The organism is Litoribacterium kuwaitense, assembly GCF_011058155.1.
Classification (GTDB): Bacteria; Bacillota; Bacilli; order Bacillales; family DSM-28697; genus Litoribacterium; species Litoribacterium kuwaitense.
Genome location: NZ_JAALFC010000018.1, coordinates 25,349 through 43,479, shown reverse-complemented (window position 1 = coordinate 43,479; position 18,131 = coordinate 25,349). Strand labels below are relative to the sequence as shown.

At 42.4% G+C, this 18,131-nt stretch carries 20 protein-coding genes and 1 pseudogene; 5 read left to right on the top strand and 16 right to left on the bottom strand.

The annotated features are described in order from the left end of the window. Positions 1-205 precede the first annotated feature (205 nt). The 3 genes from G4V62_RS10700 to G4V62_RS10690 form a co-directional block, all read right to left on the bottom strand. The gene (locus tag G4V62_RS10700) at positions 206-760 is read right to left on the bottom strand and encodes a hypothetical protein (RefSeq protein WP_165202045.1); all 555 of its coding nucleotides are present in this window, start codon (positions 758-760) and stop codon (positions 206-208) included. Positions 761-829: 69 nt separating this feature from the next. Further along, positions 830-2,077, bottom strand: a complete 1,248-nt coding sequence (locus G4V62_RS10695; RefSeq protein WP_312855479.1) for an MFS transporter — start codon at positions 2,075-2,077, stop codon at positions 830-832. A gap of 119 nt (positions 2,078-2,196) precedes the next feature. After that, positions 2,197-3,582 (bottom strand): erythromycin esterase family protein, encoded by a 1,386-nt coding sequence (locus G4V62_RS10690; protein ID WP_165202043.1) that lies wholly within the window; start codon positions 3,580-3,582, stop codon positions 2,197-2,199. A 246-nt stretch (positions 3,583-3,828) separates the two neighbouring features. Here G4V62_RS10690 and G4V62_RS10685 point away from each other — a divergent pair, with 246 nt between their 5' ends. The 3 genes from G4V62_RS10685 (at position 3,829) to G4V62_RS10675 (ending at position 5,228) form a co-directional block, all read left to right on the top strand. Further along, positions 3,829-4,215 (top strand): fluoride efflux transporter FluC, encoded by a 387-nt coding sequence (locus tag G4V62_RS10685; protein ID WP_165202041.1) that lies wholly within the window; start codon positions 3,829-3,831, stop codon positions 4,213-4,215. Then, entirely contained in the window at positions 4,212-4,574 is a 363-nt protein-coding gene (locus G4V62_RS10680) for a fluoride efflux transporter FluC (RefSeq protein ID WP_165202039.1), read from the top strand. Before G4V62_RS10685 ends, G4V62_RS10680 begins: the two co-directional genes overlap by 4 nt. An 84-nt stretch (positions 4,575-4,658) precedes the next feature. Beyond that, entirely contained in the window at positions 4,659-5,228 is a 570-nt protein-coding gene (locus G4V62_RS10675) for a nitroreductase family protein (protein WP_165202037.1), read from the top strand. A gap of 87 nt (positions 5,229-5,315) precedes the next feature. Here G4V62_RS10675 and G4V62_RS10670 read toward each other — a convergent pair whose 3' ends face one another. From G4V62_RS10670 to G4V62_RS10660, 3 genes are read right to left on the bottom strand one after another with little or no spacing between them, the layout of a single operon-like run. Next, the gene (locus G4V62_RS10670) at positions 5,316-6,590 is read right to left on the bottom strand and encodes a TRAP transporter large permease (RefSeq protein ID WP_165202035.1); all 1,275 of its coding nucleotides are present in this window, start codon (positions 6,588-6,590) and stop codon (positions 5,316-5,318) included. After that, positions 6,587-7,102, bottom strand: coding sequence for a TRAP transporter small permease (locus G4V62_RS10665; protein WP_165202033.1), 516 nt, complete (start codon positions 7,100-7,102; stop codon positions 6,587-6,589). The genes G4V62_RS10670 and G4V62_RS10665 overlap by 4 nt, the downstream gene beginning before the upstream one ends. Before the next feature lie 52 nt (positions 7,103-7,154). Next, positions 7,155-8,141, bottom strand: a complete 987-nt coding sequence (locus tag G4V62_RS10660; protein ID WP_246218386.1) for a TRAP transporter substrate-binding protein — start codon at positions 8,139-8,141, stop codon at positions 7,155-7,157. 572 nt (positions 8,142-8,713) lie between these two features. Between G4V62_RS10660 and G4V62_RS10655 the strand changes: the two genes are divergently transcribed. Then, positions 8,714-9,211: an SCO family protein gene (locus tag G4V62_RS10655; protein ID WP_165202029.1), complete on the top strand. Its 498-nt coding sequence runs from the start codon at positions 8,714-8,716 to the stop codon at positions 9,209-9,211. A gap of 205 nt (positions 9,212-9,416) precedes the next feature. On the opposite strand, the gene G4V62_RS10650 is transcribed toward G4V62_RS10655, so the two are convergent. Further along, positions 9,417-9,647, bottom strand: coding sequence for a helix-turn-helix domain-containing protein (locus G4V62_RS10650; RefSeq protein WP_165202027.1), 231 nt, complete (start codon positions 9,645-9,647; stop codon positions 9,417-9,419). 162 nt (positions 9,648-9,809) lie between these two features. Here G4V62_RS10650 and G4V62_RS20840 point away from each other — a divergent pair. After that, a pseudogene (locus G4V62_RS20840) lies at positions 9,810-10,037 on the top strand (helix-turn-helix domain-containing protein); the annotation flags it as partial. A gap of 215 nt (positions 10,038-10,252) precedes the next feature. Here G4V62_RS20840 and G4V62_RS10640 read toward each other — a convergent pair. The 9 genes from G4V62_RS10640 to G4V62_RS10600 form a co-directional block, all read right to left on the bottom strand. Next, on the bottom strand, positions 10,253-11,170 hold the full coding sequence (locus G4V62_RS10640; protein WP_165202023.1) for an EamA family transporter: 918 nt from the start codon (positions 11,168-11,170) through the stop codon (positions 10,253-10,255). A 97-nt stretch (positions 11,171-11,267) separates the two neighbouring features. Further along, positions 11,268-12,371, bottom strand: coding sequence for an acyltransferase family protein (locus tag G4V62_RS10635; RefSeq protein ID WP_165202021.1), 1,104 nt, complete (start codon positions 12,369-12,371; stop codon positions 11,268-11,270). Between the two features lie 122 nt (positions 12,372-12,493). Further along, positions 12,494-13,135 (bottom strand): ribonuclease H1 domain-containing protein, encoded by a 642-nt coding sequence (locus tag G4V62_RS10630; protein ID WP_165202019.1) that lies wholly within the window; start codon positions 13,133-13,135, stop codon positions 12,494-12,496. Between the two features lie 62 nt (positions 13,136-13,197). Beyond that, positions 13,198-13,809: a transglutaminase-like domain-containing protein gene (locus tag G4V62_RS10625; RefSeq protein WP_165202017.1), complete on the bottom strand. Its 612-nt coding sequence runs from the start codon at positions 13,807-13,809 to the stop codon at positions 13,198-13,200. Between the two features lie 88 nt (positions 13,810-13,897). Continuing rightward, entirely contained in the window at positions 13,898-14,395 is a 498-nt protein-coding gene (locus G4V62_RS10620) for a hypothetical protein (protein WP_165202015.1), read from the bottom strand. A gap of 6 nt (positions 14,396-14,401) precedes the next feature. Then, a complete protein-coding gene (locus tag G4V62_RS10615; protein WP_165202013.1) occupies positions 14,402-14,860 on the bottom strand; it encodes a MarR family winged helix-turn-helix transcriptional regulator in 459 nt (152 codons plus the stop codon). Between the two features lie 492 nt (positions 14,861-15,352). Beyond that, on the bottom strand, positions 15,353-15,811 hold the full coding sequence (locus G4V62_RS10610; RefSeq protein WP_165202011.1) for an SRPBCC family protein: 459 nt from the start codon (positions 15,809-15,811) through the stop codon (positions 15,353-15,355). Next, the gene (locus G4V62_RS10605; protein WP_165202009.1) at positions 15,808-16,656 is read right to left on the bottom strand and encodes an FAD-dependent oxidoreductase; all 849 of its coding nucleotides are present in this window, start codon (positions 16,654-16,656) and stop codon (positions 15,808-15,810) included. Before G4V62_RS10605 ends, G4V62_RS10610 begins: the two co-directional genes overlap by 4 nt. Before the next feature lie 2 nt (positions 16,657-16,658). After that, on the bottom strand, positions 16,659-18,059 hold the full coding sequence (locus G4V62_RS10600; RefSeq protein ID WP_165202007.1) for an NAD(P)/FAD-dependent oxidoreductase: 1,401 nt from the start codon (positions 18,057-18,059) through the stop codon (positions 16,659-16,661). Between the last annotated feature and the right edge of the window lie 72 nt (positions 18,060-18,131).

The following is an 18,131-nucleotide window of genomic DNA, read 5'->3' as shown; positions in this document are numbered from 1 at the left end:
AAGAAGCGATTCATTTCTAAAAACAACAGCCATTCCATACACGATGATCGTTTTCATATCCCCTATTTCCTCTTATTCTTCCCTCGCTCTAGTGACCTTTTCGCAGTGATTCCCGTCAAAAAAAGTGCAGACAAAGTACGGAAAACTTTGTCTACACTCTCACTCGGTTTGTCCCTTGTTTGACAGGAACAATGAACATATTCATTTATTCAGTAGCCAAGTTAGCTACATTTTCACCATTTAACACAGCCTGAACAATCACTTGCTTCCCTGCATACTTTTCTTGCAGCAAACCTTGATATTTTTTAGCAAGCTGCTGTCCTTGCTCCGCTGTGGCCGTTGATTGCAGCTGGATTGTCGCAACGACATTGTCCTCACTCTCATATATACGTCCATCTGCTACAGCAGCTTCGGCTTTTAATTGCTCTGTTAAGCTTTGGTCATCCTTAGGGCCATCAGCAGGCTGTTGTGACTCACCTTGTTGATCGGTTGCACCTTCACCTTCAGCAGCAGCGTTTCCTTCACCCTCAGGCGACTTTTCAGCCTCACCCGTTTCGCCTTCAGAAGCTGTGTCGTCGTTATTTTCGGAGGACTCCTTCGTATCTTGACCAGCCTCTTCTTGTGTAGCTTCGTTTTCTTCAGCGTTTTCTTGACCAGTCTCTTCTGTCGTATCTTGTTCTTCTGGTTGATCGTTATTGCAACCAGCAACAGTCAATAACACAGCTGCTGATAGTGGCAATATCCATTTTTTCATGTTCAATCTAAAGTCCTCCTTTTATTTTCAATAGGGTTAACCTATTGTGATACCTATTCGTAATATTTACTTTCCTTATGGGGATGAAACATAATCTGACACTTTCGCACGGTGCTCCAACTTTTTGCGCTCACGCCTCATTGCCGCCATGAGCAACACTGCCGATACAACAAATAATAAGGACATGACATAGAATACAGATGAAATGCCGATATAGCCGGCAAGCACTCCACCAAGCATCGGTCCAATCACATTCCCAAGAAAACGAAAACTGTTATTGTAGCCAAGTACCTCACCTTGAATAGAAAGCGGGGCCGCCTGCCGTATATAAGCAACACGGCTAGGGATAAAGCCACCAATCACAACTCCAAATAATACACGTAAAATCACCAATTGCCAAATCGCAGTTGCCATGCCTTGGGGAAGGAAGAATAATGCCGCCAGAAGCATCACGGCTACCATAACTTTATCATACCCTATACGGTCGCCAATTTTCCCCCATTGTCTCGTAAACAAAAGATTGCCAAGGCCGGTAGCTGAAAAAACGAGACCAGAAAAAAATGCATTATTGTTAGGTCCGTGTAATTCAGTAACAAAAAGAGCCAAAAGAGGTTGAATACTGAAGTTGGCTGCTTGAATGAGCAGAGACACAAACATAATCATTAATAAAACGGGCTTCGACATAATGTAAGTCATGACGTCTTTAGAAGTCATTGTTTTCGTTTCTTTAAAGCCTTTGTCATCGTGAAAAACTTCTTTTACACCTACCCAAACGATGGTCGCGGTCAATCCCATAAGGATAGCTGTAATCATAAAAGTGTAGCGAAAACCTGCTACATCTGCAAGTACTCCGCCAATCAGCGGTCCGAACAACGCTCCTGATACGTTTCCTGTTTGTAGAGTACCTAAAATTTTTCCGGAAATGTGCTTAGGTGTTTGCGCTGAGATAAGTGCTTGTGATGTAGAAATAAAACCTGTAAAAACGCCCATAAAAAGACGAAGCACAAATAACTGGTATACATCATTCACCCATGTCATCAGTAGGACAGACAAGCCCAATCCCAATGCAGAAATCATTAAGATTTTTTTTCGGCCAAATTTGTCACCAAAACGACCCCAAAGCGGTGAAAATAAAAAAGCCGTCACAAATGTAACGCCGAAAGACAAGCCTGACCATTTTTGTACGTACTCAGGGCTATAATTCCCCATTGTCTCAATAAATAATGACAAAAAAGGCAGAACCATCGTCATACTGCCCGCAATCAAAAAGTTCGCCGACCACATAATGACAACATTTCGTCTTTCTTTAGAGATGATTTGCACCTTCTTTGTTTTTATTTCGTATCTCTAAATAGTTTACCTCTTTTTACTGAAAATGTGAAGCATTGCGCTTGCTAACGAATAAGGACGAACGACGCAGCTCGTCGTCCGACCCATTCATACTACTTGGATGGTTGTGCGTACAAAGCAGGAGAAACTTCATTAATTAATAGCAAACCGTCATACTGCTGCCTAGGTATAAAAGTTTCTTTTTGCATCCCCCAATAAGATCCGTTCATCGGCATTGTCATCCAACTCGTTGTCGGGTCTAACCGAGTCCCTGTCAACTGCATAAATGTAACCCGATGACCGGCTGATTCCAATAGTGGCTCGAGGCTAAATTCATCGTAATTCGTATCCATATTTACAAATGCCCCTTGTCGATCATAGGTTTGTCCTTTATAAGCAAATACACCAAGAGCATAGCTGCTCGCTTTAAGCCTCTCTGAAAGTAACTCTCCCATTGTTGGCAAAGGGTCTTTCATGTAAGGTTCAAAAGTGACAAAAGAGTGCATTGCAGTATTTTGTTTGCGAATATGATAATTGTGACCGATGACTATCATTTTCTCATCAGGAAAAAGCTCGTGAGCGAGCCAGTCGATATTTTCTGCCATTTGACGATCGCGATAATACATATCACTTTGCTGTATATCTGTCACTGTCGAAGGATGTTGATTTGTTTGCGCGTTGCTTTTTACCCGCGCTTGAACGCCATGCTTTAAAAAATGAATCCGATTGTCAACGACCCGTTCAATCTGTTTAATTACGCTGTTTGTGTATGACTTTCGCAGCTCTGATTGGTGCCGTCGAATCCATGATTTTAACTCTTCATATTGTGGCTGTAACTCGTTAGCTTCAATAAATGCCTGATCGATTGTCGCTTGATTATGATACAACTCATAAAAATGTTCCTCCATTTGCCTGATTTTGTTTGAACGTGACCGATCTAGGTGATACACCCCTTCGCTTAAGAAAGGTCCGAAAAAGGAATCTGGCTGAATATCAATTCCTGTAAAAGTTAAAAAATCCTTTTGTTCCTCTTTGGATTTCATTAAGGAAAACAACCGCTCCATGTCTGGAGAATGCCACACAGAAGGAATGCCTTCAGTCATTGTCTGTGATGCGGTTCCCGTCTTGCTCTGAGCAAAAGCTGCGACCGACTGTCCCATCGGTGCTTCGAAAGCAATCACCGAAAAACCCATCTCTTCATGCAGGTACCGAATGATTCGGGCCTTGACAGCATTAAACTCTCTCGCACCATGTGCGCTCTCTCCAATGAGGACGATGCGTTTATCATTAATTAGAGGTTTTAAAAAATCGAGATCTTTCTGTTCATGAGTTCCAGAAAGAAAAACGTTATGGCTGAGACGTTCAATCCCTTCCTCCCATCGGTCGACTCGCTCTCCTTGCGCGTCAGCTTCTGCGATTTGATGAGGCTGAGCTAACAAAAATACATATATAAAAACGATGAACACGAGATTTCTAGCTGCCAACTGTTGCCTCAGCAAGACTTTTCCCCCTCCGCTTTTTGCACAACTCATCACTATAATTCCAGACCAACCTTCCTTTAAAGCATTTTAAATCAACTGTGCCTTATGATCGTCACTTAAGCGATGATTCTCTTTTTCGCAAAATCGACTTCAAATAGTTCTTTTCGACATACGATGAAAAAGCCCTTTTCCAATCTCTCGGCATTTGCTTGTCTCAATGTTTTTACTTACAATCATCATAGACATGATGAGGAGGACGGTTGAATGAAAAATGGGGTGATGGTGATGGTTGGTGGAGCCATTGGCGCATTAGGACGGTATGGACTAACTCTTCTCCTTGGAAGCGCCTTATGGCCAACCTTAATCGCCAATAGTTTAGGCTCCTTTTTACTTAGCCTCTTAATGACAGGCACTTATTTTCGCAAAAAATGGACCTCTGCTGTTCATACGGGGCTGACTACAGGCGTATTAGGAGGCTTTACGACCTTTTCTACATTTTCTTTTGAACTTATTAAAACGATGCAAGAGGAAAAATACGGGGTGGCATTGCTTTATGCGGGGCTGACTTTTTTCGTTTGTCTCGTGTTTACTGCATTGGGGGCAATGTTAAGTCATCATCTTGCCCAGAGAAATAAGGAGGCTACATTATGACTATGCTTATCGTTGCTTTAGGTGGCGCGATAGGCGCTTTCTGCCGTTATTGGGTATCCTCCATACTGACGTCTAAAAACGGCTTCTTCCGATGGTCAACCCTCGCAGTAAATTTGGGGGGCGCACTCGTGATCGGCTTTATCCAAGGATTGTTTCCTTCCGAGCCTGTTGTACTTTTCGTCTCCACTGGTCTATTGGGTGGCTTCACTACATATGCTACGTTATCATTAGATGCTTGGCGTATGCTGCAAGCATCCTCTTATCGTTTATTTTTCTTGTACGTGACAGCTACCTTTATTGGCGGTCTTGCTTTGTGCGGAATAGGATGGGAATTGGCTACATTATTTCGTCTACCTTGACGGTCTCCTTCGACTCCGTATAATATAGAGACATTGATAACGATTCTCAAATTTTTCTCCAAAAGACATTAGGAGTGATTCAGCATGACGACAAATACGATTCAAGCCCAGACACGCCCCGTTTCTGAGGCGATACGTCAACGACGTTCGATTAAAAACAATTATAAACAAGATCCTGTACCGGAAGAGTTGATTGTCGAGCTATTGAACGATGCGGTATTTGCACCAAATCATGGCGTCCGTGAGCCATGGCGCTTTCTCTTTATTTCTAGCGAACGGAAGGATGCATTCGTTGACGAGCTTGTTGAACTTTTTCCGCAAGACCGTCAAGAAAATAGACGCAATTATTTCAGTCAACCGTCTGCCTTTCTCGTAATCATTATGAAAGAAGATCCACGGCAAAAACAGCATGAGGAAAATATTTATGCCACTGCTTCATTAGTGCAAAATTTCCAGCTATTGGCATGGGAAAGAGGTCTTGGCGTTTGTTGGAAAACCCAGCCTCACGTTTGGGACCCTCAAGCACATCAGATTCTTGGGGTTCAGCCTGGAGAAAAGATTATCGGCTTTCTTCATCTTGGCTTTTTTGATGAGGAAAATATCCCTGCGCCTAAAACACGCACGCCTGCTGAAGAAAAACTCTCAGTCTATTAAAACGATAAACAAAAGGTTACTATTTAACGACCTTTCTCCGTCATCATAAACGGAAAAAGGTCTTTTTTGTTGCAAGCTCGAGTCACGTCATTCAGTAAACCACCCCAAGGGCACAGTGACGATCTCTGGGACTAAAATCAACAAGATTAAGATGCCTACTTGCACGAGCAAAAAAGGAAAAATGCCCTTCGTTATATCTAACATATTGATTTTACTAATACTACACCCAATATAAAGAACGGTTCCAACAGGTGGCGTAATCAAACCAATGGACAAATTGATGACCATTAATAAGCCGAAATAGACTGGATCAACGCCGACCGCTGTGACAACCGGAAGCAGGACAGGGGTAAAGATTAAGACGGCGGGGGTTAAGTCCATGACCGCCCCGACAATGAACAGAAACGCCATAATCAGCAATAGTAATATCGTCGGATCTGTCGTCAGGCCACTTAGCACATCAACCAATTCGCGCGGAATCTGTCCCACCGTAATCGCATATCCTGAAACGACGGCTGTTGAAGCTACAAATAGCACGACACCTGTCGTTTTTGCCGTATCCACAAACACACTCGAAAACTGCTTCCACGTCATTTCCCGATACCCTAAACTAAGGATAAACGCATACACCGCAGCAACAACACCTGCCTCCGTAGGTGTAAAAACCCCACCCCTAAGACCAACGATAATAATGGCCGGCAACAAAAGTGCTAAAATTGCCCGCCGAAACGCAACCCATTTTTGGACCAGATTCGTTTTCGGCAGCGTTTCACTGTTCACTTTTTTAGAAACAATATACCAGGCCACGACAAAACCTAATGCCATTAATATTCCGGGTACAATGCCAGCCATAAATAACTGCGTAATGGACACACCACCTACAACTCCGAACAAAATCATTGGAATACTTGGTGGAATAATAGTACCAATGATCCCTGTGGCAGCGACAAGTCCGGTCGAGGAATTTTTGTTATAGCCTTTGGCGATCATCATTGGAATTAAAATGGCACCTAATGCCGCTGTATCAGCAACTGCTGACCCTGATAATCCAGCAAAAATCACTCCTGAAATAATTGCTACGTAGCCGAGACCGCCCCGAATGTGACCGACGAACGCACTGGCAAATTCAACAATTCGCTTGGACACACCACCTGCGTTCATTATTTCTCCCGTCAAGATAAAGAATGGGATGGCCATTAACGAAAAGTTGTTGGCACCTTTGATTAAATAATCGCCTAATATTCCAGTGTCAAACATCCCAAGGACAACGAGCATCACAATCGCACTACTTAACATCGAAATCGCTACCGGAATACCAATCAATAAGAATAGAAATAACGTGAGAATAAATACAAGGATCATTTTGTTTCCTCCCATTCATTCCGCGGCTTAGCCCAATTTGGTTTATCTTGATCTAAAAATACGAAACGAATCGTTTGAATACTCGTAATTATTATCATTAAGCTTGCTGCAACAACACCCGCTAAATAAAAGACAACTTCAGGAATCCCTGTGGCCGGTCCTGACACCATCTTGTTCAATGCCATCATTTTAAATAACCCGTCCAAAAATAGGGTAAGCACAAAAACGACGATCGCGTTTGATACAACATACAAAAGCTTTTGGTATTTTCGCGCAACAGCGCCTACTAAAAGGTCGACACCTAAGTGTCCTTTCTCTTTTGTCGCGACGACCGCCCCTAAGAACACGACCCAGACAAATAAATAGCGCGCGAGCTCTTCAGACCACGTAATGCCTGAATCAAAAACGTATCGAAGAACGACATTGAAGAAGACCAAAGAGACCATGGATACAAGAATGATCATAATGACACTATTTAACAGGTGATTCAGTACCTTTAAGATTTTATTCATTAAACTCACCTCTCCAGCTTCTCTTTCTCGTATGCCTCTTTTTCACGTTCTATCATTGCACAAATTCTTGGGCCCAATCGTATTCTTGATATAGATTTTCATACACAGGGTTCATCGCATCCCGCAAATCCTGCTTCAATTGTTCATCAGGTACAATGACCTCTAACCCTTCTTCAGTAAGGTAATCCTTCACCTCTTCCTCAGCCTGCTGGAGAAGCTCCCATTCGTAATCAGCCGATTTCTGGGCCGCTTCCATAACGATCTCTTTTGTTTCAGCATCCAACCCTTCAAAAAACTTTTTGTTCATTAAGTATGCAATGGGACTAAAGACATGATTGGTTTCAATGACGTGACTTTGCACTTCATACATCGCCGATTCTTTTAACATGACGTACGGGTTCTCTTGCCCATCAATGACACCTTGCTCGAGCGCAGTAAATACTTCAGAAAGAGCAAGCGGTTGAACATTTGTCCCTAATGCCTCGGCCAAGCTTACAAACATTGGTAAATTAGTGACTCGTAGGCGAAAGCCTTGAAAATCTTTCATTGATTCTATAGGGCGGTTGGCTGAAACAACTCGAAATCCATGTGCTGCCCATCCAATCGTCTCTAACCCAAGCTCTTTATAAGCTTTAGAAAGCTCATCTCCTGCTTTGCCGTTTAAAATATATTTTGCCTGCTCATAACTATCAAACAAAAAAGGCCATTCGACTGCACCGATTTTTGGATTGGCTGATTGTAACCACATTCCAGCCACTGCAATTTGTATTGTGCCAATCCTTGCCCCGCTAATAAATTGTGCTTCATCACCAAGTTCATTTGCCGGGTAAATTTCCACTTTGTATTTGCCGTTCGTTTTTTCTTCAATCATTGGCTTGAATTTCTCTCGTAAAGCAATGTGGTTTGGGTGGGTTTCTGAAAAATAGTGGGCGATTTTAATTGTAGTGATCCCTTCGGCGTTTGCTTTTCCCGCATTCTCTAAAAGCTGACATCCTGTAAGGTTTAAGAGGAAGGCAACCACCAATGAAACCGCTATCATTTTCAAATAAAAGCCCTCCTTAACATAAACGCTTAAGGAACAATCTGTTCTCCTGTACACTTGTAAAAGTTTTTCCAAGCTTCTTTTTCCTCCTCTCACTTATACCGTCTTTCATTAACATATGATGGTCAGATATCACACTTGCACGATGACTGATAAAATTTGGACTTCCCTACTGTATGATTTTGTAGAAATCAAAAGATATATGTTATCCTTTCGAAGGTAAATCTTATATTCGAAAAACACAAATAACCCCTTGAAAGCTGGGGGCATGCTTGGCACTTACCTTTTACTGAGACTGGTGTACTGAATAAATGTTAAGAACAGATCTACAAGCATTAGTGTCAGTATGTTCCTAAAAATGCTTCGAGTGGCTTAACCACAAGATTCTTAACACAAAAATAAACTCTTTTTGAAAGAAACACACGAAATGTAAAGCAGGTTTTTTCTACAATCAGCTAAACTTGTCACACCTCCGTCATAACAACAAGTTTTCAGCTATTGAATCTTCTGATCAACTTCGTCTACACTTATAAAGGATGACATAAATGGTTTATAGTGAGGTGAACTGTTTGAAATTCACAAAAGCATACGTTAGTGTTCCTTTAATTATTTTAATGGTGATTCTTGTCGGTTTAGTGCTGTGGTTGACCGTTCTGTCTCCACAAACGGGGGGTTCACAACAGGAAGGAGGGCCTGCCGTTGCTATATCGTTTGATGATCCGGTACCCACTTTATCAGGTGTCAATCAAGAGGGTGAGCCTTTTTCAACCGATGATATGAACGGTGAAGTGTGGGTTGCTGATTTTATCTTCACCAACTGCCCTGACGTCTGTCCCCCAATGACATTTAATATGTCCAGGCTGCAAGATAAAGCGAAAGAAGCAGACCTTGATGTCACCTTCGTGTCGTTTTCAGTAGACCCCACAAGAGATCAGCCTGAAGTGTTGAAAGAATTTGGCGAAACCTTTAACGCCGATTTCTCAAATTGGCATTTCGTCACGGGGTACAGTCCTGAAGAAGTGAAATCGTTTCCGAGAACACTTTTAAATCAACTGTTCAAAAACTAGAAGACACGTATATACATGGGATTCACTTTTTTGTCATTAAACCTGATGGACAAATTATGTCGTACTATCCTGGCAATGAAAGCCCTGATTATGATGCGATCATTGCCGATCTGAAATCTCTTCAGTCTTAAAAAAAACGTCCCGCCTAAGCGATTTGATATTCGACTTAGGTGGAATGTTTTATTTTTTTGTTTTATCAGATTTTTCAAAACAAATCGTTTCTTTCTCTACTTTGATTATTCCGAAAAATATCATCGAATAATTCATAAACGGAAACACCATACAGTTGTTCAAACCGAACCATTGTTTCTCTCCCAGGGTTCGCGACTCCCTTTTCTAGCTTACGAACATACACTTCAGAGATGTCCATTTTTTCGGCTACAACTCGTTGGGTCCACCCTCGTTTATACCGCTCATGGGCTAATTTTTGTCTCATTATTTATTCCCCCTTTTCAAATTTTACCACCTATGAAAATTATAAATGATCAAAAATATATCGTCAATAATTATTTGATACGTATGTTAACTTTTGTAGTCTAAGATACATTTCGTATCTATAATAAGTTGTAAAGGCTATCTCGTCGGGAGGATTTTTCGATTGATCGGAAAAAGATTAAAGCAATTGCGCGGACAACAAACTCAACAATGGATTGCTGATGAGCTGGGCCTTACAAGGGCACGTTATTCTCATTATGAAAATGGGCGAAGTGAGCCAGATTACGATACGATAATAACGATAGCCGATTATTTTGACGTCAGTATAGACTATTTGCTTGGCCGCGATTCTCCAAAGGGAAACCCTGCATTAGAACCATATCGGGATATCTTGGAAGTTCACCAGATTTTTCAAGCACACAAGATCGATGATTTGTTCTTTTTAAATATAGATGCCTGGAAGAGTCTATCAGCTCAAGATATCTTTGAAATCAAACACCATTTTGAATGGGTCGTCGAGCGGCGCCAACGCCTTTCGGATGAAGGCAAGCATTAAAACAAGCGGTTTGAAATCCTATCAGGTTTCAAACCGCTTTTTCGTGAAAGCTATGCTTTATCGTGCGAGGGTCGATGAGCATGGCGGCGTGACCACCAAGTCTCCACAACATCTTTTAATGTAATGGATAACAAAATTAAAAATATCCCAAACCATTGCCACGGCAAGACAACTTCATTCAAAACGATGCTTGCCATTAAAATCGCGACCGGAAGCTCAGCCGAACCGAGCAACGTTGCAAGCCCGCTTGAGATATGCGGAACGCCGATCGCCATAAACAGCGGCGGGAGCACCGAACCAAACACTGCTGCTCCTAACGCAAACAACCATAACGAACTAGAAACAACGTCTGTGAATAAAAAGGTGGGCGGAAAAATGACGAGAACGAGCACCGTTGCCCCTGAAATCATAATCGGACTGCGTAAAAATGGATCGACATCGCGAACGACTCGTCCGCTGACATAAATAAACCCAGCATAAGAGAATGCTGCAATCATGCCTAATACTAGACCAAACGTTGACAGTTCCTTTAATCTTTCAAACGTCAAACCAGCCGCAAAAAAGACGCCAGTCAACGTTAGCGCCACGGATAATAACGTAATTAATGACGGCTTTACTCGATCAAACAGCCATTCATACAAAACACCAATCCAAACGAATTGAAACAAAAGAATAATGGCTACAGACGAGGGCAAATAAGCCATCGCTCCGTAATAAAAAATACCGGTGCTGCCATTTAATGATCCCGCCAGCATGAGTTTGAACACTTGCTTCCGCGTCACTTGCTTCGTTTTAACCCGCTTAATCGCAGCAATGAGCCATAAAATAGAAAAAGCGAGCAGCATTTGTGCCCCGTTCAGTTGGGCAAGCGTGTACCCTTCTTGAAAAGCACTCTTCACAAAGACAGGCGTAAAACCAAAACCTGCCGCCCCGATAAATACAATCAAAATCGCCTTCCATCGCACCATATGAAGTTCCTCCTAAAACACGTTCCTCCGACCCTGCTTGCCATTATACGCCGAATTTGCTTGAAAACAAAGGGAGTAAAGCTGTATCTCCCAAAACCTACGTCGATAAACGTTCCTTTTGTTCTAGCGATGTCTTCGCTTTCGGAACAGATGCGGGCTTTAATAATCCTGTCAATGCCGCGCCGAACGGGAGCCTGTTTAACAATCGCATCGTTAGCATGGATAACACTGTGCTTCCCCCGACAAGCGTGACCACATATATAGAAAAAGGAAGTTCTATAGAAAGGACGCCTAGCACATTTTTCAACGCAAACAAATAATACATATGCCACAAATAAATGCCGAACGAATACCTGCTGACCGTTTGTACCCATGTATGATTCACCGGAAAACGAATCGCAAAAGCGAGTACGGCGCCAAGCACAGCCGATGTATGCAAAACGAGATCAACCCGTTTAGAACTTAAGATCGTGAGCCATTCATTCCAATAGAGTGCCAAGACGATCACACTCGTCAGTAATGGTAGCCAATACAACGACGCACGATGCGCTTTTAACCATTGCCGACATGCCGGATACGAACGGCCAACGTAATAGCCGGTCACAAAATAAAACAGCCATCCGGGAAAAGGTACCCAATAATAACGCTCCCAAACGTAATCACTAAAAGGAAAGCTAGGCGCAGGTATAAAATTAAACACAGATAAATAAGCCACTGTGATAAGCAGGCTTGTAAAAATCACCGGTCCAGGCGCTTGCTTCGCTAACCAGCGATGGCCTAGCCAATGCAATAAATAAAATTGAAAAATGATTAACACAAAATAACCGTGATAATCACCGATGACCGCATGCATAAAGAAGCGCTCGGTAAAATCAAGCCAACTGTCTGCCTTCGTTGCCGCGTAGTAGAAAGCCATAAACACAAATGGCAAGAAGATATACTTTAAACGCTTTGGGAAAAAGCTCGCTGGCAAGCCATTTTTATAAAAGTATGCAATCAAGACCTCACTTAAAAAAATAAACAGGGGCGTACCGTAAAACATAAGCATATAAGCACTTTCCCAACCCCATTGAGCGTACTGCCCTAACGTACCTTTATATTCAGGATGCTCAAGAGCACGTTCAACCGTATGCAAAGTGACAATGGTGATGCACGCAAAAGCTCGTATAAATGTCAATTCACTGAAGTGCGCCTTGGACATCGCCCTACCCCCATAAAATATACGTTCCCTTTACTCGTTCGCAGGCAATATTGCTAAAGGGAGGGTCTTTGTCACAATATACTTCCTTAAAACACCGTTGATTTCACGATGAACCCGAACCGTTAAGATTTCCGGCCAAAATCGGCTTTAACTTCTCCCCACGCTTTTGTTTCCCATTTTAAAATCGGGTTTTGATAAGCATGTGTTTCCAGCCATTTCTCTGCACGCCGGATGAGCTGTAAAAGTGGACGAGTCACTTCTGTCTCTTTTAGCGTCGTATTGCACTTTTTCTTTTTCACCCAAGAAATGGCGATTTTTGAATCCGAATAAATCACGGTTTGCGCGTCATTCTTTTTGTGCAAAAGGGCTAATGCATGCACAATCGCTAAAAATTCCCCGATGTTATTTGTCCCTTGTTCAATGGGTCCGACGTGAAAAATCTGTTTTCCCGTTTTCGTCTCGACCCCTTGATATTCCATGACCCCTGGATTCCCACTGCAAGCCGCGTCTACCGAGATGCTGTCCTCAATATAGGACGATGTGGCTGTGGTAGTGGATGTGGCCGCTTTGGCACGTTCCTTCGGTGTCGTAAAAGGATCTTTTGGCGGTCCTTCACGAAAGGCTTTTTCGGCACTGTCTTTTGAGGGAAACGATTTAAAACGCGCTCCTTGAAACCCTTTCACCTGCTTCTCACACTCACTCCATGTTGCGTAAACGCCTGGTGAGCGCCCCCGCCATACGGTGTAATATTTCTGTTTTGCCATGCAGCATCTCCTCTCAACCTTCTCTAAAAAGGATCTTCATCATTGCAAGCGTAAGCCATATTCTACTTTAACGCTTCTGGTAAACGATATCTATACATATCTATGGCGTCCGTATTTTCTAATAACACTGCTGTCGTCGCTGGATGTGGCTTGACAAAAATCGTAGAATAATCGATTTCGTCAAATGCCTCTTGCGGAGCAAAGGCGATTTTTTCTTTCTCTAGTGAAAACTGGGCATCAATGCCTTGTTTATTGCCACGTGCATCTAAACGAACCCATCGACCTACTGACTGTAAGTACACCGGATTGAGAGCGTGTACACAATACCCTTTCTCTGGTGTATCAAATAACATGAGCCGTTGATAACAAAAGCCTGTAGGTATCATTTGGCTACGTAAGATAGCGGCCAGCAAGTGTGACTTTGCGTAACATATTCCTTCACGATAGGCCAGCACTTCAGAAGCATGATAAGTGACTCGTTGTGATTGAATGTCCCAAGAGTGGGCAATTTGATCACGAACAAATTCAAAAGCGATTTTTGTTTTTTCTATCTCTGTTTGCGTGGAAGTAAATAACTCCTTCGTGGTCGCCTGTACTAAAGGATGAGTATAATCCACTTCAGGAGATTCTAGTAAATAATCGCTTAAGTTGGTAGACTCACAGAAAAAATTCATGATCACTCACCCACCTTTTTGAGATCCATAATGGCATTGTTGTTGAACGGCAAAAAATGCATTGGCTATCGCCATGCCCGACGCCTTACTACTGATCTTCACTCATCTGCTCAAAACGAATCGGTTGATCAAGCAATGCAATGGTTTCTTTCATGTTTTCTCCCGTCTCCATATCGTTCCATTCAACCGTAATATAGAGCCGATTCATCTCATCAATCGAGAGGGACCGTTCGCCTTCTACCGCCCCAATCGTCATCTGGGAAATATCATTATTGTCTGGTGCAGATACTGACTTCGTTTGCAAAACCTGCTCTTCACCATTGACGAGAGCGAATACTTGCATATGAAACCAATCGCTTGGATAGTCACTCTGACCTTTCATCATTAATGTACCCTCACCAAGCTTCTGCATTTCCGGCGTCAATGTCATTGTGTATTCGCTGACTTTCCACGTTTCACTTTCACCTATGAAGGAAAGATAGTAATGGTTTACATCTTCTCCCTTCCCAGTACAGCCGACGAGAGAGAGAACGAGTAAAACAAAGTTGATTAAGGTCATCCTCGACTTACGTGTTGATCGTTCCAATTATGATCACCTTTCTTCTGTAGTTGTCGCTTGATCTCTTTTAATACGGGCAATAATATTTTGGTGCAATGCTAAAAGTCTCTGCATGTCTTCTTCAGGTAAGCGTTTAATCCCTTCAAGCTTAGCAAAAAAGCGTTGTCTAAAATCATTGCTTGTTGTCTGTCCTTCCTCAGTGAGCTCCATGACAAGGACGCGACGATCTTTTGTTGACCGCTCACGCTTAATGAGATTCGCCTGTACGAGTCGTTCAACGACACCGCTCATCGTCGAATTGCTCACCTTCAACTCTTCTGCTAAGTCTTTTAAAGATTGCTCAGGCGCTTGAGCAATCTGGCGTAATACAAACAGTTGCAGTGGTGTATGTCCCATGTCGACAGCGATCGCTCGAAACACTTGATCCATCACTTTATGCATTTCACGTAAGGAGGTCATAAATTTTTGAATATTTTCTCGCTCTTTTGTCATCAATAACCCTCCTTTTTTCGTATTACGAATATTTCTTTATGAAACAATTTATTCACGAAATAATATACTACTTTAAATGATGTGTCAACGCGGCCACCATTGAATTGTATAGCTATACGATTAGAAACTCTATTGAACACAAACAACTGTCGGGGACGGCGATTGTCGTAGAGGGCGAAATCATATTAAATGTACACGCTTTTGCCTTCAAAGTGCTCACATAGTTGGTGAGTCTGGAAGGCTACTATGAAAAGAAAGCGAAGTAATGGACGTAGGTTTTTGATGTAAAATGAGAGTGTAAGCTTTTTTCAAAGAAGCCTTGGCAGATAGGATTTTATACCTATGTTAGACGAAATGACATTGCCTCTATTAAAAATTGAGCTTGTGCGTTCTCTTCTTAAAGTCCGTACTTTATTTACCTTTGTATCAGTGAAAACAATTAAAAAAACTGCTGTGAGTACGAACGCTTCACAGCAGAAGAACAAGTGGGTATTATTTTAGCTGCTCTTTTTCAAACAACTCTTGTACGTTTTCAGCAAATTCATTGGCAGATTTCGTAATCGTTCCCTTCATTAATATATCTCCTAATGTCGCTAAACGACCAGTCATTTGCAAATCCATTTCGTAATTGACCTTCGTGTTTTCCGCACTTGCTTCTTCGAGCAGAATGCCCATCTTTGCTTTAAATAAGCCTGCAAGTTTCATCGGCTTTCCAACCATTTCAACTTTTATCTCTTCGCCTTCTACTGCATCGACGAGGACGCCATTTGCTTTAAACTTGATCGTCATAAACTTTGTTTTTACAACCATGTCAGCCTCGTACTCTGTATCGCTGTGGGCAACTAAGTTTTCACAGCCAGGAACACAGCTTGCAAGCTTTTCAACGTCCATAAACACTGTCCAAACGTCTGCTTTAGGTGCATTAATCATAAATGAATCTCTTACCTTCATGTGTTGATGCCTCCTTCTTTTAAAAACTGTGCAAGGTTTTCTTCGATTTGGTCGTCAGACATATATGGGAAGGTAGTACATGTTCCGAAGGCTAAAATACCGTCAACACTCGTCTGCCCTTTCTCGTCGATATGAATAAAGAACTGCTGATCAAGTTCAATGCCTGACCCTTTTAAGAAAAAGGTGGAAGGAATATATCCTTCACTAAAAATTAAGCTGTCACAAGGAGTAGACTCTACTAAACCGTTCTTGCGATGCTTGATATCAATGCCTGTCAGATGGGCATGGCCATGAACAGCATGGAGGCTGTAGTCGTTCGGATCTATTGTTTTAACGGCAATTCCTTTGCTGCTCATCTCTTCAGCTAATGAATGAGAGGCTTTACTATTCACAAAAACCGTTGTCTTTTTACCCGGAATGTAACCTCGTTCTAACAAACCCATAGCCATCAGTGACGTCATCACACCAGAGGGTCTCGTTCCACTTATTTTATGCGCTTCACGTGGCTTTTCGAGTGCTCCTGAAGCGATAATGACTTTCTGAGCTTTAATGTCTTTAGTATCTACAGGCGTTTGTATATTTAACTCGTGTTCACCGCCTGTAAAGGCTTCAAATAATCCGATGGCGGTTGATTGCGTCCATTTTTCGTACGGAAGCTTCTTAAATTGATCTACAAGGGCTTTCTCTTCACGATATTCGTCCCTTTGAAAAAGGCTGCTGTAAAAACCACCGGATTGGGCATTGTGATCGGTGATTATTACGTCCTTTAATCCCATCTCATGCGCTTTTATAGCTGCCTTTATGCCTGTTATTCCTCCACCAATAATGACTAACTCATAGGTCATTGTCATTCTCCCCCCTTTTTTAGGGCTATTGTTGAGTTCTTCAGTCCCTTGAGTGGGGTTTCACGATTTAATTCATATTCACTTAGAAGATCCAATATTTTAGGGATACAACAATTTCCTTGGCATTCTCCGAGTGTAGCCCCAGTTCTTCGCTTTACACCATCAATGGTCGTTGGAGGAATAGGCCCCTCGAGGGCGTTCGTAATTTCACTACGTGTGATCGTGCGGCATAAACAGACAATTTCGCCAACACTCTCCTCCGTATCATTAAATAAATTCGGCGTTTCAAGTAGGGCGTCTTCTTTATTTTCCAAGATGAGTCCAGACTGAGCTATTGTTTCGGCAACCAATTCGGCAATTCCAGGGGCGGCCGATAAACCTGTCGACCGAATACCTGCCGCGTGAATAAAACGGCTGTTTTTTTCAGAGGCTCGAATGACATAATCACCTGTGGAGCAAACTGCCCTTACCCCAGCAAACTGGCGAATACTCTCATATTCCTTTGCATCAGGGATCAGCTTTTCACAGCCGGCCAGCACTTGATTCATTCCTTTTGAGCTCGTTGAACGATCGTCTTTATCCTCTTGATCTTCCGCTGTCGGCCCTAACAAGAACCCACCGAAGACAACAGGAGAAATCAGTGTTCCTTTCGACGTCGGTGTAGGAACTGGTAAAACGATCTGTGAAATTTCAATTTCTTCTTCCGTTAAAATGAATTGTCCTTTGCGGGGGGAAATGGTATAGCTTTTATCGCCAATCATTCGACTTATTTGATCGGAATACACTCCTGCAGCATTGACAATGAATTTTGTCTTGATGACCGCACCATTTTCTAGAGAAACCGCAAACCCTTGTGCTGTTTCTTCAATGCTCGTCACTCCTGCTTCAAGGTGTATTTCTGCACCATTTAAAACCGCCAACTCTGCAAATGAGCGTGTCGCTGTGAACGGATCACAAATGGCCTCCCCAGGAATTGATAAACCGCCGATAACCTTGTCTGTAACGGCCGGATTCATTTCTTTCACTTCTTCTCTTTCTATCCACTCGACAAATACACCATTTTCCTTAGCATTAGGAATGTATTTTGTTTGAATCATGTCTTTTTCTTCTTCACTCGTCGCGATCATCATTGCTCCGGTAGGGATATAGGGAATCTTAAGCTGTTCAGCATAATCAGACCATAAATAACGTGAACGTTTGAGACATTCTGCTTCAACAGACCCTGGCGGTGCATCAAAACCAGTATGGACAATCCCACTATTCGCTTTACTGGCACCTTCACAAAGATCAGGCTGCTTTTCAACTAATGTAATAGATAAATCATATAAAGACAGTTTTCTTAAGATGGCCGTGCCTACGACACCACCGCCAATGACTAATACATCTCTTGTTTCATTCTGCACCGTGCAAATCTCCCTTCCTTGGAACACTTAACCACATTGTACAATCACCAATTTTACACGTCAAGTTGGTAT